Genomic DNA, 14,783 nt, shown 5'->3' with positions numbered 1-14,783 from the left:
AACTTACTTCCTGCGCGCGGCGAACCGGGTCGGCTTGTCGCGAAACGGTGCGTCGGCCGGACGCGGCTCTGCCCGTCCCTCCAGCACCTCCCGCGCCGCGAGCAGCCCGGCGACCGCCGAGGAGTTCACGATCTCGCCCGAGAGCACCATCCGCACGGCCTCGTCGATCGGGAAGCGGTGGATCTCCAGGTCCGCCTCCTCCTCGCCCTGCACGTCACGGTCCACTTCGGACAGTTCGCGCGCCAGGAACACCCGCACGACCTCGTCGGTGAACCCGGGAGACGCGGCCGTGTCGACCAGCGCGTCCCAGCGCGCGGCGTCGAGCCCGACCTCCTCGGCCAGCTCACGGCGGGCGCCGACGACGGGCTCCTCGCCGTCGTGGTCGAGCAGTCCGGCCGGCAGTTCCCAGAGGTGCCTGCCCAGCGCGTGCCGGTACTGGTGGATCAGCACGACCTCACCGGCGTCGTCCACGGCCACGACCGCGACGGCGCCCATGTGCTCGACGATCTCGCGCTTGGCCGTGCCGCCACCGGGCATCTCGACCTCGTCGACCCGCAACGCGACGACCCGCCCGACGTGCACGTCCTCGCTGGAGACCGTCCGGAAGTCGTGCCTGGTCACTTGCCGGCCCCCGCGGTCAAAGGGAGGCGGTCGGCCACCCGGTAGTCGATCGCGGCCTTCACGAACGCCGCGAACAGCGGGTGCGGCTTCGTGGGACGCGACTTGAGCTCCGGGTGCGCCTGCGTGCCCGCGTAGAACGGGTGCACGTCCGACGGCAGTTCGACGAACTCGACCAGGCGGCCGTCCGGCGACAGGCCGGAGAACACCAGACCGGCCTCGGCGAGCTTGCCCCGGTACGCGTTGTTGACCTCGTAACGGTGCCGGTGCCGCTCGGACACCTCGGTCGCGCCGTACGCCTGAGCGACGACAGACCCCGCCGTGAGCTTGGCGGTGTACGCGCCGAGGCGCATCGTGCCGCCCATGTCACGCTGACCGGCCACGACGTCCTGCTGGTCGGCCATCGTGGAGATGACCGGAGTACCGCCCTCTTCGAACTCGCTGGAGTTCGCGTCCTCGATGCCCGCGAGGTTCCGCGCGGCCTCGATCACCATGCACTGCAGGCCGAGGCACAGGCCCAGCGTCGGCACCCCGCGCGTGCGGGTGTACTTCAGCGCGCCGACCTTGCCCTCGATGCCGCGCACGCCGAACCCGCCGGGGATCAGCACCGCGTCCATGCCGGACAACGCCCGTGCCGCGCCTTCGGGCGTCTGGCACTCGTCCGACGGCACCCACTTGATCTCGACCTTGGCGTGGTGCGCGAAACCGCCCGCACGCAGCGCCTCGGTGACCGAGAGGTAGGCGTCGGGCAGGTCGACGTACTTGCCGACGAGCGCGATCTTCACCGTCTCGGACGGGTTGTGCACCCGCTCCAGCAGGTCGCCCCACACCGTCCAGTCGACGTCGCGGAACGGCAGGTCGAGACGGCGCACGACGTAGGCGTCGAGGCCCTCGGCGTGCAGCACCTTCGGGATGTCGTAGATCGACGGCGCGTCCACGGCCGCGACGACGGCGTCGGTGTCGACGTCGCACATCAGGGCGATCTTGCGCTTCAACGCGTCCGGGATCTCCCGGTCCGCACGGCACACGATCGCGTCCGGCTGGATGCCGATGTTCCGCAGCGCCGCGACGGAGTGCTGCGTCGGCTTGGTCTTCAGCTCGCCGCTGGGCGCCAGGTACGGCACCAGGCTGACGTGCAGGAAGAAGACGTTGTCGCGGCCGACGTCGTGACGGACCTGGCGGGCCGCCTCGAGGAACGGCAGCGACTCGATGTCACCGACCGTGCCGCCGACCTCGGTGATGACCACGTCCGGAGTGACGCCGTCGGCGTCCGGCTCGGCCATCGCCCTGATGCGGCGCTTGATCTCGTCGGTGATGTGCGGGATGACCTGGACCGTGTCGCCCAGGTACTCACCCCGCCGCTCCTTGGCGATCACCTCGGAGTACACCTGGCCGGTGGTGACGTTGGCCTCGCCGCTCAGGTCCCGCGACAGGAACCGCTCGTAGTGGCCGATGTCGAGGTCCGTCTCCGCGCCGTCGTCGGTCACGAAGACCTCGCCGTGCTGGAACGGGTTCATCGTGCCGGGGTCCACGTTCAGGTACGGGTCGAGCTTCTGCATCGTTACCCGCAGGCCGCGCGAGGTGAGCAACTGGCCGAGACTGGAGGCAGTGAGCCCCTTGCCCAGGGAGGAGGCGACGCCCCCTGTGACGAAGACGTGCTTGGTCGTACGTGCCTGCTGCACCAACGGGGCTCCCGTGAAAATCGTGGGGGCCGAATCCCCCTATCCACGGGCCATAACGCTAACACGCCGCCGGTCACTCAGCGCACCACGACCCGGCAGATCACATCACCCGATCGGCGCAGCGCGGTGTTTTCCCGAACTCCCACGGCACGCGCCGGGATCAGGAATCGTTGTCACGTGACCTTCGACGTGGCAGGGAGCGCCGCACGAGCCATGCACGACCGCTCGGCGGCGTGGCGTTTCATCGAGGGTTTCGCGGCCGCGTGGGCCGAGCCGCTGGAACCGCAGGACGGCTGGAACCGGTCGGATCTCGCCGCCACCGAGGAGCAGCTTCTCGTCCGGCTGCCCGAGGCGGTGAAGGAGGCGCTGGCGCTGTTCGGCAAGCGTCCCGACCTGACCAGCAACCAGGACCGCCTGCTGACGCCGTCCGAACTGCGCGTGGTCGACGACGTCCTGGTGTTCCGCGACGAGAACCAGTGGGTCGCGGCCTGGGGCACCGCGCTGGACGGCGACGACCCGGAGGTCCGGATCAAGCTCGACCTCGTGGACAGGACCGAGGAGCGCTGGGACGCGTGGCTGCCCCGGTTCTCGCTGGCGTGCGTGGAGATGGTGCTGTCCGAGGCGCTGTTCCGCGACGGGGCCGAGACAGCGGACAGGGAGACGTCCGAGGCGGACATCTCCCTGCTCGAAGAGCATTTCGCACTGCTGCCGCTGCACAGTCCCGGCACCCGCTGGTTCGCCGCGGACGACCTGATCGTCCGCGAGGACGACCGCCAGTGGCTGTGGGCCCGCGCCCGCACGCCGGACGCGCTGGACCAGCTCCTGAAGGCCCTGCCCGGCGAGTGGACGACCGAGCACTGAGCTTCTAGCCGGCTGTGCCGGGCGAGGACGCCTCCGCGTTGCCCGCGACGCCGTACCGGCCGGAGCGGCCCTCCAGCTGTTCGCGCAACGCCATCACCACGACGACCTGGCCCGCCGGGGTGTCGGAGTTGTCCACCGTGGACAGGATCGACGTCGCGGCGGTGTCCGCGCGGACCACGCCGATCGCACCCGTGCCGTTCGCCGAACCGTTCGCACCGGCCAGCACGACACCCGCGCCGGCCCGGTCGAGCTGGGTGGCGAAGCGCGCGACGGTCGCCGCCCGGTCCGCGGCCGAGTCACCGATCGCGGCACCACCGGTCAGCACGATCGCGAGCTGCGCGGGCTTCACGCCCGAGGTCGCCTTCACGAACCCCGAGTTGGTCAGCCCGGCGAGCGCGGACGCCGTCTCGTCGGCCGTGGCCTGTGGCTCGTTGTTGGACGGGTTGAGCAGCAGCAACGTCCCGAACAGACCGCCCGCGCGGGTGCCGGGGTCCGCGGCCGTGGGCAGCTGCGAACCGGCGGGCTGCAGGCGTGCCACGAGATCGCGCAGCTGGTCGCCGCGCGACGGGTCGGCGAACGCGTCGGTCAGCTGGATCTCGCCGGTGACGGTGGCGCTCGCGGACTTCAGCAGCCCGGCGAGAGCGTCCCGATCGGACGGACGGGCGTCCGACGTGGTCACGATGACGACCGTGCGTTCGGTGAGCCGGTCCTTGACCGCCAGCGGGCCGACGGACGCGGCGAACTTGTCCGCCTCGGTCAGCTTGGCGTTCAACGCGTTGCGGTCGTTCTGCAGGTCGTTCACCTGCTGTGCCAACGAGTTCTTCTCGTCGCTCAGCCCGGAGAGCAGCCTTCCGCTGATCGCGGTCGACCCCAGCACGACACCGACCGCCAGCGCGAGGAACACCGCGGTGATCGAAACTATGTGGTAGCGCAGCGTGATCACGAGAGGAACCCCTTGAACCAGTTGACGACGGATTGCCAGCCGTCGACCACGATGTCGACGTAGACGTGACCGACGCCGGACACCGCGAGGGCCGCCGCCATGGCGGCGATCGCGGCGGTCACCAGCAGGACGATCACGCCCAGCGAGACCCGGCTGCGGTGCAACGTCGCGACGGCCTCCCCGTCGACGAGCTTGCTGCCGAGCTTGAGCCGGGTGAGGAACGTGGAGGGGTTGGAACCGGAGTGCCCGCGGTCGAGGAACTCGCGCAACGTCGCGCGCAGCCCCACCGTCACCACCAGGGACGCCCCGTGCGCCTCGGCGAGCAGCAACGCGAGGTCCTCCGCGTTGCCCGACGCCGGGAACGTCACCGCGCCGATGCCGAGGTCCTGGATCCGTTGCAGGCCGGGCGCGTGGCCGTCGGTCTGCGCGGGCACGACCACCTCGGACGCCGCGCGCAGTGACGCGGTGCCGATGCCGTCGGGGTCGCCGACGATGATGTCGGGCTTGAGCCCGGCGTCGTGCAGCGTGTCCGCGCCGGTGTCGACGCCGATCAGCACCGGCCGGTACTCGCGGATGTACTTGCGGAGCTTGCGCAGCTCCTCTGCGTGCGACGGGCCGCCGGCGACGACGAGCACCTGCCGGTCGCGCATCGGCACGTACACCTCGGGCACGCCGACGCCGTCGAGCACCAGCGCGCGTTCACGGCGGAGGAACTCGATGGTGTTGGCGGAGAACGCTTCCAGCTGAGCCGACATGCCGGCCTTCGCCTCGATCATCGCGTCGGCGATGCTTTCGGCGTTCTGCTCGATCCCTTTGGCGAGCTCACGTTCCCCGGCGTACACGACTCCTTCGTGCAGCCGGATCTTCGCGCCTTCCTTGATCTCCCGCAGCGCGACGGCGCCGACGTTGTCGATCAGCGGAATGCCCGCCTCGATCAGCAGTTCCGGTCCGAGGTTGGGAAACCGACCGGAAATCGACGGTGACGCGTTCACGACGCCGACGACCTCGGCCGAGACGAGCGCTTCGACGGTCCGCCGATCGAGGTCGACGAGGTCCATCACAGCGATGTCACCGGCACTGACGCGCCGCACCAGGTCGCTCGCGCGCCGATCAACCCGCGCGACGCCCGTGACACCGGGAAGTTCGTGGTTGGTGCGGCTCAGCAGCCCGGAAAGCTTCATGGGCCGATAGTGACTCACGGTGCGCACGCGACAGGTGAGGCACGCCGGGCATTTCTCGCTGGTCAGTCGTCGGGGTGAACTACTACGGCTCCAAACGCGAGAACCACTGCACTTATGAGCACCCAAATACCGTTGCCGAACCCGGCTTCCAGCGCCGGATCGATGGCGATGTTGCCCTCCTGGTGAAAGCTGATCGCGTTCAGCAAATACACGAACAACATTCCGGTGACGCCCGCCAGCCCGGCCGCTCCGGCAAAGGCGACCTTCCGCCACCTGACGCCCACCAGCACCACGGCGGCCATCACCACGATCGGGATGCCGAACAACGGTCCGTGTTCATCCGCGGTGCCACCGAAGTGCGTGCTCCACCCACTGGTGACGTAGGCGGTCTGCGCCTGCCCAGGAGCGAGCCGGATCAACAACTCGGAGAACGGCAGGAACGTGGCCCCGACCGCAGCCACCGCGGCGAGCCCGAGCAGCACGACGCCAAGGATCTTCCTCACGCCGCCTCCCGTTGCGCGGCAACAGCTCCCACGAGCCCGACCACCGTCCCCACGACGAGGAACACCAGCCCGAACCCGACCGCGAAGTCCCCCTGCTGCTCGATCGCGTGCCCGCGTTCGGACACCACGAGCGCAGAGACGACCCCCACCGCGCCCAGCTGCCCGGCGGCCCCGGCCAGCGCCGCGCGGTTGATCCAGATCCCGGCCACGAGCAACGCGACCGTCACCACGACAGGCACGCCGTACCAGGGCGAGAGCTCCCCGGCGGGCCAGTCGCCGGGCTTGTTGAGCACCTCGGTCCCCCAGGCCCGCACCACGACCTCAACGCCACCGGCGTACGCCGTCGAGTACCACGGCAACACCATCGCCGTAGCGCTCAGCACCACTCCGGCCGCGATCAACGCGATCGCCGTAGGTCTCCCGATCACCGGGTCTCCCGCTCGTCGTCAGGAATGGCAATCCCGAAGGGAGGCGTGTCGTCGTCGCCGTCGAGCTGGTGCACGACAACCCCGTCCCCTTCGTCCTCGTCCTCCACCACCGGCTCGGGACTCCTCCGCTGAGCGAGCACCGCACCCACGAGCCCGGCGACGGCCGCGATCACCAGGAGGTAGAAGCCGTCGTGGTAGAGCAGCTCGTCCTTGCCGGCACCGCGCGGCGGCTCGGAGTCGATGAGCTCTTTCAGCTCCCGCAACTGGAACACGTAGAGGAACAGGATCCCGGCCAGCACCCCGGCCCCGGCCATGGCCAGCGGCCGTCCGGCGAACGCGGTCTCCTGACGCGTCAGCAGCACCACGGCGACCGCCATCATGATCGCCGCGACCACCACGGGCCACCCGGCGGCGAAGAGCGCGGTCTGTTCGACCGCACCGTCCTGCGGGTTCGACGTGGTGACCCACAGGGTCGAGGTGGAGCGCAGATCGGTCCCGAAACCCTTGTAGACCGTGCTGAAGACGTCCTGGAGCGACCCGATCACCGCCAGCACTGCCCCGAGCGCCAGCAGCACCCACGCGATCTTGCGACGCTCAATCACTCTTGGGCTCCACGATCACCGGATACCCGTAGGGAGGCGTGTCGGTGTCGTCCGCCTCGTCGTCGATCTGATGGATCACAGCGCCTTCACCAGCAGTGTCCCCTGGCACGGCCCGAGGCAACTCCTGGTGCAACACGGCCGCCACCACGGCCAGGCCCGCGGCGACGATCAGCATGGTGACCCCGTCGCCCTGCGCCACCTCGATGGTCGCCGGCGACTCGACCTCGGCCAGCCTGTCGATCACGCCCTGCACCCGAGCGACAGCGGACCAGGCCACCCCGGTCAGCACCCCGGCCCCGAGCAACGACCCGACCCGGACAGCGGGAACCCGAAAGGCCAGCACCGCCGCCAACGCCATGACCAGCGCGGCCGCCACAGCGGGCTCCCCGAACTCCAGGGGTTCCAGCAGCAGCAGGTCGCGGAAGTCGTCCCGCTCGACCACCCACGAGGTGGCCTCGAACCGCCACGTCCGACCGTTGGCCACGACCTGCACCGTGTAGGCGGACAAGAACGTGGCCGTCACACCCAGCCCAGCGGCAACGACCACCAGCACGGCCCCGAACACCCGGCGCGTGGTCAAAGATCCGGTAACGGTCACACCCCCATCATGCCGAAACAGGCCACACCGCGACCGCCCAGCTGGGGCCGCGATGACGAAGGCGGAGCCGAGGTCAGCTCTTCTTCTTGCGCCGCCGGACCACCGCCGCGGAGGACTTGTCCGCCTTGGCCGCGGCCAGCAGCTCCTCGGCGTGGGCCCGGCCGGTGTCGGTCGAATCCATGCCGGCCAGCATCCTGGCCAGTTCGACGACCCGCTGCGTCTCGTCCAGCTTCCGCACCGCGGACCGCGTGAAGGTCCCGTCAGCGGACTTGTCCACCACGAGGTGCCGGTCAGCGAACGCGGCGACCTGAGGCAGGTGGGTCACCACGATCACCTGGTGAGACCGGGCGAGCCGAGCCAACCGCCGCCCGACCTCGACCGCGGCCCGCCCGCCGACGCCGGCGTCGACCTCGTCGAACACCAGGGTGGGCACCGGGTCGGAGTGCGACAGCACGACCTCCAGGGCCAGCATCACCCTGGAGAGCTCACCTCCGGAGGCCCCCTTGTGCACGGGCAGCGCCGGCGCACCAGGATGCGAGATCAACCGCAGCTCGACGTCGTCCACCCCGGACGACCCGGCGTGCAGGATCGACCGCCCCACGGCCAGCGCCTGGGCGTCCCCGGCCTCAGCGTGCCGAGGCCGGACGGCCAGTTCCACCGAGGCGTGCGGCATGGCGAGCCCGTCGAGCTCCTCGGTGACGGCCTTCCCGAGTTCCAGCGCGGCCTCGACGCGAGCGGCCGTGACCTGGGCAGCCAACGCACCCAGCTCGACGGCGAGCTCGTCCCGCCGAGCGGCCAGCGAACTCAACGCCTCTTCGGACGTGTCCAGCCCGCCCAGCCGGGCACGGGCGTCAGCGGCCCAGGCGATCACACCGTCTATGTCGGCCGCGTACTTCCGGGTCAGCGCCTTCAACTCGGCCTGCCGCTGCAACACCGACTCGAGCCGGCCGGGGTCGGCCTCCAGGTGATCCAGGTACCCGGAGATCTCGGCACCGACGTCGGCCAGCAACGTCGCCGCCTCGACGAGCCGCGGCTCCATCTCCCGCAGCTTCGGGTCCTCGGAGGCCGACAACCGGCGAGCGGCCTCGGAGATCAGCCCGAGCGCCCCGGGGTTGTCGGGATCCCCTTCAAGAGAGCCGGAGACCGCGAACTGCGCGCCCTGAGCGGCCTCGCGCAGCTGGTCGGCGTCGGCAAGCCGCCGGGCCTCGTCGTGCAGCTCGACGTCCTCGCCCGGCTTCGGGTCGACGGCGTCGATCTCGCCGAGGCCGTGCCGCAGCAGGTCGGCCTCACGGGCGAGCTCACGAGAGCGCTCGGTGCGTTCCTTCAGTTCCGTGGAGACGCGCAGCCACTCCTCGCGAACGGCTTGGTACGCGCGCAGCGGCCCGCTCACGTCGTCGCTCGCGAAACGGTCCAGCACGGCGCGCTGCTCGGTCGGGCGCATGAGACGCAGCTGGTCGTTCTGGCCGTGGACGGCGATGAGCTGCTCCGCCAGTTCGGACAGGACGCCGACCGGCACGGAGCGGCCGCCGACGTGAGCTCGCGAGCGGCCGTCGGCTCCGACGGTGCGGATCGCGATCAGCGACCCGTCCTCGTCGGCCTGGCCGCCGACCTCCTCCGCCACCTTCGCGGCAGGGCTGCCCGCCGGAGCCTGGAAGCGGCCTTCGACCACCGCTTTGTCGGCTCCGGTACGCACCCGCGACGCCTCCGCACGGCCACCGCCGAGCAGGTGCAACCCGGTCACGACCATGGTCTTGCCCGCACCCGTCTCACCAGTCACTACGGTGAATCCGGGGTCCAGTTCAAGGGTGGCCTCGTCGATCACGCCAAGGCCATTGATGCGCATCTCGGCCAGCACAGGGCGAACCTTACTTGTCGGGTCCGACATTTCCGGATGGATCCTTGCTCTGGGGGCACCATAGCCAGCGAGTGCCGACGCGCCGAGCGGCGCGGTCAGCCTGCCGATGGTCCCCGCCATCCCTTCACCGGCAGGGCGAACTTCTCGACCAGCCGGTCCGTGAACGGTGCCTGGCGCAGCCGCACGACCTTGAGCGGCACCGCGCCTTCCACGATCTCGATCCGCGCACCGGCGGGCAGCTCGAACGTGCGCCGCCCGTCCGCGGACAGCGCCGCCGGGTGGCCCGACGAGTCGATCTCGAACGCCACGTGCGACTTCGGCGAGACGACCAGCGGCCGGGAGAACAGCGCGTGCGCGTTGCTCGGCACCACCAGGATCGCCTGCACGTCCGGCCACACGACCGGTCCGCCCGCCGAGAACGCGTAGGCGGTCGAGCCCGTCGGCGTCGCACAGATCACGCCGTCGCAGCCGAACGCCGACACCGGCCGGCCGTCGACCTCGACGACGACGTCGAGGATGCGTTCGCGGATCAGCTTCTCGACGGTGATCTCGTTGAGCGCCCAGGTCTGCGCGACCACGTCGCCGTTGACCTTCGCGACGAGGTCGAGCGTCATGCGCTCTTCCACGAAGTAGTCGCGCTCCAGCACGTGGCCGACGGCCTCGTGCAACGCGTCCGAGTCGGCTTCCGCGAGGAACCCGACGCGGCCCAGGTTCACGCCCAGCACCGGCACCCGCGCCGGCCGGGCGAGCTCGGCGCCGCGCAGCAGCGTGCCGTCGCCGCCGAGGACGAGCACCAGCTCGGTGCCCTCGGCCGCGTGGTCGTCGGCGGGCACGACCTTGGTGCAGCACGACGGGCCGAGGTCACGCGCCTCGTCGTCGAGCACCCTCGTCGTGACGCCCCCGACCGCGAGACGGCCTGCCACCTGACGGGCGAGATCGATGTTGCTCTGGTGACCGGTGTGGACGACCAGCAGGACTTCCCTCATTGGGGCCCTTCTTCGACGGCGGTGCGCACCATCTCCTCCGCAGGGACGGGTTCGCCCTTGCGAAGCCAGAGGAAGTACTCGACGTTCCCGGACGGGCCGGGCAACGGGCTCGCGACGACCCCGTGCACGGCCAGGCCGAGTTCTGCTGCCGCCCTGGTCACGTCGAGCACGGCTTCGGCACGCAGCTCGGGCTCACGCACGACACCACCGGAGCCGAGGCGTTCCTTGCCCACCTCGAACTGCGGTTTGACCATGGGCAGCAGGTCGCCCTCCTCGTCGAGGCACGCGGCCAGTGCGGGAAGCACAAGCCTCAACGAGATAAACGAAAGATCGGCCACCACGAGTTCAACTTTGCCGCCGATGTCCTCGGGCGTGAGGGCGCGGACGTTGGTCTTGTCCTTCACCACGACCCGGTCGTCGGTCTGCAGCTTCCAGTCGAGCAGACCCCTGCCGACGTCGGCCGCGACCACCTGACGCGCGCCTTTGCGCAGCAGCACGTCGGTGAAACCGCCAGTGGACGCGCCGGCGTCGAGACAACGCCTGCCGGTGGGGTCGATCTTGAAGCCTTCGAGCGCGCCGATGAGCTTGTGCGCGCCTCGGGAGGCCCAGTTCGGGTCGTTGCCGATGTCCTTGACGACGACCGGGTCGGAGGTCTCCACGGCGGTCGCGGGTTTCGTCGCGACGGTGCCGCGCACCTTCACGCGCCCGTCCGCGACGAGTTGGCTGGCGTGCTCACGGGACCTGGCGAGCCCCCTGCGCACGAGTTCGGCGTCGAGCCGCACCCTGCGAGGCACTGTGCATCACACCTTGTCGATGCTCGACAGTGCGTCGGTGAGCGTCGAGTGCACGGCGTCGAACCGAGCCACGTGCTCGTCGAGGGGAACGTTCTCGAGCCCGTCGAGCCTCTCCAGCGCGCCGTCGATGGCGTCAGCCGGGTTGGGCGGAGGTCCGGGCAGGGGGTAGCTCACGGTCTTACGGTAGCCGATGGAGTACCGACAGGTCCGCGCCGACATACGTGGGCCTTTGCTCAGCCGGAAGCGCTTGCGCCTCTTGCTCCGTGGACACACCTGTGAGCACGAGCAGCGAGTCCATGCCCGCGTTGACCGCGCCGAGGATGTCGGTGTCGAGCCGGTCGCCGATCACCAGCGGACGGTTCGCGCCGAGGTCCTTCGCCGCCTGCTGGAGCAGCGGGGTGGCGGGCTTGCCGGCGACGAGCGGTTCCTGGTCGGTCGCGGTCTTCAGCGCCGCGACGAGGCTGCCGTTGCCGGGCAGGAGGCCGCGTTCGGTGGGCAGGGTGGCGTCGACGTTGCACGCCACCCACAGCGCGCCGTTGCGGATGGCCACCGCGGCCTCGGCCAGCTCACGCCAGCCGAGGTCCATGGACAGCCCTTGCAAAACCGCCACCGCGCCTTCCGCGGTGTCGGTCGGGATGAGTCCGCGCTTGAACACCTCGGCCTCCAGGGCCTTGGTGCCGAGCACGAGCACAGTGGATCGCTTCGGCAGTCGTTCGGCCAGCATGGCCGCGCCTGCCTGCGAGGAGGTGCTCACCTCGTCGACGTTCGTCTCGAACCCGAGCTCGACGAGGTGATCGGCCACCATCTGCGGTGAGCGGGAGGCGTTGTTGGTGACGTAGCGGATCCCGACGCCCTTGCTTCTGGCCGCCGCAATCGCTTCGGCGGCACCCGGCACGGCCTCGGACCCTCGGTAGACGGTGCCGTCGAGATCGATCAGCAACGCGTCGTACCTGTCGACCAACGTCTCACTCACTGCTGCGGGGTCTCCTCCTGGGTCAGCTCGAACGCGCGCTCGGCGGCGTCCGTCTCCCCTTCGTCGTCAGCCTCGGCGGCGTTGAGGAACCACTTGACGGACTCCTCGATGCGACCGGCCGCGGCCAGGTTGTCGGCGTAAGCGTAGAAGAGCCGCGCGGAGTAGGGATTGCGCTGCCCCGGGTCGAGGTCAGGACCCTGCAGTGCGACCACGGCAGCGTCGAGCTGGCCCATGTCGCGACGAGCGCCGGCCGCGACGATCCGCAGCTCGATCTCGTCCTCCTGGCTGAGGTCCTTGACCGCCGGGTCCTTGGCGAGGTCGATCGCCCGCTCCGGCCGGCCCAGGGCCCGCTCGCAGTCGGCCATGATCGCCAGGTGGCCCGGTCCGGTCATCATCCGGCGCGCGGCCCGCAGCTCGCTGAGCGCCTCGGCCCACTCGTCCGCGAAGTAGGCGGTCAGACCCGCCGCTTCCCGCACGACACCGACACGAGCAGCCTTGCTCCGCGCGTACCGCGCGTGCTCCAGAGCCAGCTCCGGGTCCTCGTCGATCAGCAGCCCGGCCGCGGCCAGGTGCCGTCCGATGATCTCCGCGAGGCCCTTGGGCAGGCTGCGCAGCTCGGCCTTGATCTCCGGGTCGAGCAGCGACAGGTCGGCTTCCTCCGGCAGCTCGGGCCGTCCGCCACGGGGCGCGGGCGCCTCGTCGGGCTGCTCCGCGCTGTCGGCGTCGTCCTGCTCCGCACGGGGCTCGTCGTCCCGCTTCTCCGCGTCGACCGGGCCGTCGCTGTCAGCGGCGACCTTGGTCTCGGCGACCTCGGCGCCTTCAGCGGCGACCTCGGTGTCAGCGGCCGGCTCACGACCGGCGGCCGCGCGGGTGGCGGCGGCGCCGTCGCCCAGGCGGTACCCGGCGCGCTCGGCGGCCGGGGTCACCTCGGCAGAGGCCCCGGTGCCGTCCTTGTCCGCGGTCTCCTGCTCCGACTGACGCCCCTGGAAGCGCGCCGCACGCTCACGGCTGCGCTCGTCACGACGGTCGTCGCGCGGCGGGCCGGAACGCTCGTCGTTGCGGTGGTCGCCGGAATCGCTCTTCCGGTAGCCGCCTCGGTCGTTCGAGTCGTCCTTGCGGTAGCCACCGCGATCGCTCGAACCCTGGCCGCGGTAACCGCCGCGGTCGCCCGACTCGCTCTTGCGGTAGCCGCCGCGGTCACTCGAACCCCGGTCGTCCTTGCGGAATCCACCACGGTCACCGGACTCGCTCTTGCGGAAGCCACCGCGATCGCCCGAGTCGTCCTTGCGGAAGCCGGGACGGTCGCTCGAACGCGAGCCGCCACGATCGCCGGAGTCGCTCTTGCGGTAACCACCGCGGTCGCTGGACTCACTCTTGCGGAAGCTGGGACGGTCGCCGGAGTCGCTCTTGCGGTAGCCGCCACGGTCGCCGGAGTCGTCCTTGCGGAAGCTGGGACGGTCGCCGGAGTCACTCTTGCGGTAACCGCCACGGTCACTGGACTCGCTCTTGCGGAAGCCCGGGCGGTCGCCGGACTCGCTCTTGCGGTAACCACCGCGGTCGTTCGAGTCGCTCTTGCGGAAGCTGGGACGGTCGCCGGAGTCGCTCTTGCGGAACCCGCCGCGCTCGCCCGACTCGCTCTTGCGGAAGCCACCGCGATCGCCTGAGTCGTCCTTGCGGAAACCCGGACGGTCGCCGGAGCGCTCGCCCCTGTAGCCACCGCGATCGCCGCCGCGGTCACTCGAACCCTGGCCGCGATAGCCGCCACGGTCGCCCGACTCGCTCTTGCGGAAGCCGGGACGGTCGCTCGATTCGCTCTTGCGGTAACCACCGCGATCGCCCGAGTCGTCCTTGCGGAAGCCGGGACGGTCGCCGGACTCGCTCTTGCGGAAGCCGCCGCGGTCACTGGAACCCCGGTAGCCACCACGGTCACCGGAGTCGCTCTTGCGGAACCCGCCGCGCTCGCCCGAGCCGGACCGGTCGCCGGAGCGGAAACCGCCACGGTCGCCCGACTCGCTCTTGCGGAAGCCGGGACGGTCGCTCGATTCGCTCTTGCGGTAACCACCGCGATCGCTGGAGCCCTGGCCCCGGTAACCACCACGGTCGCCGGAGTCGTCCTTGCGGTAGCCGGGGCGGTCACTCGAACCCTGGCCGCGATAGCCGCCGCGGTCGCTGGACTCGCTCTTGCGGTAACCACCGCGATCGCTGGAGCCCTGGCCGCGGTAACCGCCGCGGTCGCCGGAGTCGTCCTTGCGGAATCCGGGGCGGTCGCCGCGGAAACCGCTGCGCTCACCGGAACCGGAACCCTGGCCGCGATAGCCGCCTCGGTCGCCCGAGTCGCTCTTACCGCGGTAGCCACCACGATCGCTGGAGCTGCTGCGGTCGCTCGAACGGTCGCCGCGGTAGCCACCGCGGTCGCCGGAGTCGTCCTTGCGGTAGCTGCCGCGGTCGCTGGAACCCTGACCGCGGTAACCGCCGCGGTCACTGGAGCCGGCGCGGTTGTCTCGACGGTCGCCGCTGTTGGTGCGGTCGCCGGAGCCTTCACCGCGCTGAGAGTTGTTGTTGCTGCTGCTGAACTTGCGGTCGCCTGATGGACGGCCACCGTCGGAATGGCGCGGTCGGTCTCCCTGGCCACGCTGACGGTCGCCGGGACGATCCCCGAACCTTGACACCAAATCCTCCTACTATGGACACGCTGAAAGGGGCCTGTGAGCGAAGCACTGTAATTGTGCCCCGCGATCACAAGCCCCTTCAGGGAAGTA

15 protein-coding genes are annotated in these 14,783 nt (G+C 70.4%); 1 reads left to right on the top strand and 14 read right to left on the bottom strand.

Going from position 1 to position 14,783, the window contains the following annotated elements:
• Window positions 1-3: 3 nt before the first annotated feature.
• Entirely contained in the window at window positions 4-621 is a 618-nt protein-coding gene (locus SK854_RS31230; protein WP_319978706.1) for an NUDIX hydrolase, read from the bottom strand.
• Window positions 618-2,300, bottom strand: coding sequence for a CTP synthase (locus tag SK854_RS31225; RefSeq protein WP_406601848.1), 1,683 nt, complete (start codon window positions 2,298-2,300; stop codon window positions 618-620). The genes SK854_RS31230 and SK854_RS31225 overlap by 4 nt, the downstream gene beginning before the upstream one ends.
• Window positions 2,301-2,477: 177 nt before the next feature.
• On the opposite strand from SK854_RS31225, the gene SK854_RS31220 reads away from it, so the two are divergent.
• Window positions 2,478-3,161: a hypothetical protein gene (locus SK854_RS31220; RefSeq protein ID WP_319978704.1), complete on the top strand. Its 684-nt coding sequence runs from the start codon at window positions 2,478-2,480 to the stop codon at window positions 3,159-3,161.
• Window positions 3,162-3,165: 4 nt separating this feature from the next.
• Here the strand turns inward: SK854_RS31220 and SK854_RS31215 are convergent, their stop codons facing one another.
• The 12 genes from SK854_RS31215 to SK854_RS31160 form a co-directional block, all read right to left on the bottom strand.
• Window positions 3,166-4,104: a copper transporter gene (locus SK854_RS31215; RefSeq protein WP_319978703.1), complete on the bottom strand. Its 939-nt coding sequence runs from the start codon at window positions 4,102-4,104 to the stop codon at window positions 3,166-3,168.
• Window positions 4,101-5,285 carry a putative cytokinetic ring protein SteA gene (gene steA / locus SK854_RS31210; RefSeq protein ID WP_319978702.1) on the bottom strand — a complete coding sequence of 395 codons (1,185 nt, stop codon included), beginning with the start codon at window positions 5,283-5,285 and terminating at the stop codon, window positions 4,101-4,103. Before steA ends, SK854_RS31215 begins: the two co-directional genes overlap by 4 nt.
• A gap of 62 nt (window positions 5,286-5,347) precedes the next feature.
• Complete coding sequence (locus SK854_RS31205; RefSeq protein ID WP_319978701.1) at window positions 5,348-5,788, bottom strand: hypothetical protein; 441 nt, start codon at window positions 5,786-5,788, stop codon at window positions 5,348-5,350.
• Complete coding sequence (locus SK854_RS31200; RefSeq protein ID WP_319978700.1) at window positions 5,785-6,216, bottom strand: hypothetical protein; 432 nt, start codon at window positions 6,214-6,216, stop codon at window positions 5,785-5,787. Before SK854_RS31200 ends, SK854_RS31205 begins: the two co-directional genes overlap by 4 nt.
• On the bottom strand, window positions 6,213-6,818 hold the full coding sequence (locus SK854_RS31195; protein WP_319978699.1) for a hypothetical protein: 606 nt from the start codon (window positions 6,816-6,818) through the stop codon (window positions 6,213-6,215). Before SK854_RS31195 ends, SK854_RS31200 begins: the two co-directional genes overlap by 4 nt.
• A complete protein-coding gene (locus SK854_RS31190) occupies window positions 6,811-7,416 on the bottom strand; it encodes a hypothetical protein (protein WP_319978698.1) in 606 nt (201 codons plus the stop codon). The genes SK854_RS31195 and SK854_RS31190 overlap by 8 nt, the downstream gene beginning before the upstream one ends.
• 73 nt (window positions 7,417-7,489) lie before the next feature.
• On the bottom strand, window positions 7,490-9,271 hold the full coding sequence (gene recN, locus SK854_RS31185; RefSeq protein ID WP_319978697.1) for a DNA repair protein RecN: 1,782 nt from the start codon (window positions 9,269-9,271) through the stop codon (window positions 7,490-7,492).
• Window positions 9,272-9,366: 95 nt separating this feature from the next.
• Window positions 9,367-10,257, bottom strand: a complete 891-nt coding sequence (locus SK854_RS31180) for an NAD kinase (RefSeq protein ID WP_093604897.1) — start codon at window positions 10,255-10,257, stop codon at window positions 9,367-9,369.
• The gene (locus SK854_RS31175) at window positions 10,254-11,051 is read right to left on the bottom strand and encodes a TlyA family RNA methyltransferase (RefSeq protein WP_319978696.1); all 798 of its coding nucleotides are present in this window, start codon (window positions 11,049-11,051) and stop codon (window positions 10,254-10,256) included. The genes SK854_RS31180 and SK854_RS31175 overlap by 4 nt, the downstream gene beginning before the upstream one ends.
• A 6-nt stretch (window positions 11,052-11,057) precedes the next feature.
• Window positions 11,058-11,225 carry a hypothetical protein gene (locus SK854_RS31170; protein ID WP_382428719.1) on the bottom strand — a complete coding sequence of 56 codons (168 nt, stop codon included), beginning with the start codon at window positions 11,223-11,225 and terminating at the stop codon, window positions 11,058-11,060.
• A gap of 4 nt (window positions 11,226-11,229) precedes the next feature.
• Window positions 11,230-12,024, bottom strand: coding sequence for an HAD-IIA family hydrolase (locus SK854_RS31165; RefSeq protein ID WP_093604903.1), 795 nt, complete (start codon window positions 12,022-12,024; stop codon window positions 11,230-11,232).
• Window positions 12,021-14,693, bottom strand: coding sequence for a hypothetical protein (locus SK854_RS31160; RefSeq protein ID WP_319978694.1), 2,673 nt, complete (start codon window positions 14,691-14,693; stop codon window positions 12,021-12,023). Before SK854_RS31160 ends, SK854_RS31165 begins: the two co-directional genes overlap by 4 nt.
• Window positions 14,694-14,783: the final 90 nt, after the last annotated feature.

This window comes from Lentzea sokolovensis (assembly GCF_033949975.1).
Taxonomy (GTDB): domain Bacteria; phylum Actinomycetota; class Actinomycetes; order Mycobacteriales; family Pseudonocardiaceae; genus Lentzea; species Lentzea sokolovensis.
This window is presented reverse-complemented; position numbering and strand designations above follow the sequence as displayed.

Coding starts and splice junctions, on each gene's coding strand:
- steA (WP_319978702.1), bottom strand. CDS start 5,285: ATGAAGCTTTCCGGGCTGCTGAGCCGCACCAACCACGAACTTCCCGGT.
- SK854_RS31180 (WP_093604897.1), bottom strand. CDS start 10,257: ATGAGGGAAGTCCTGCTGGTCGTCCACACCGGTCACCAGAGCAACATC.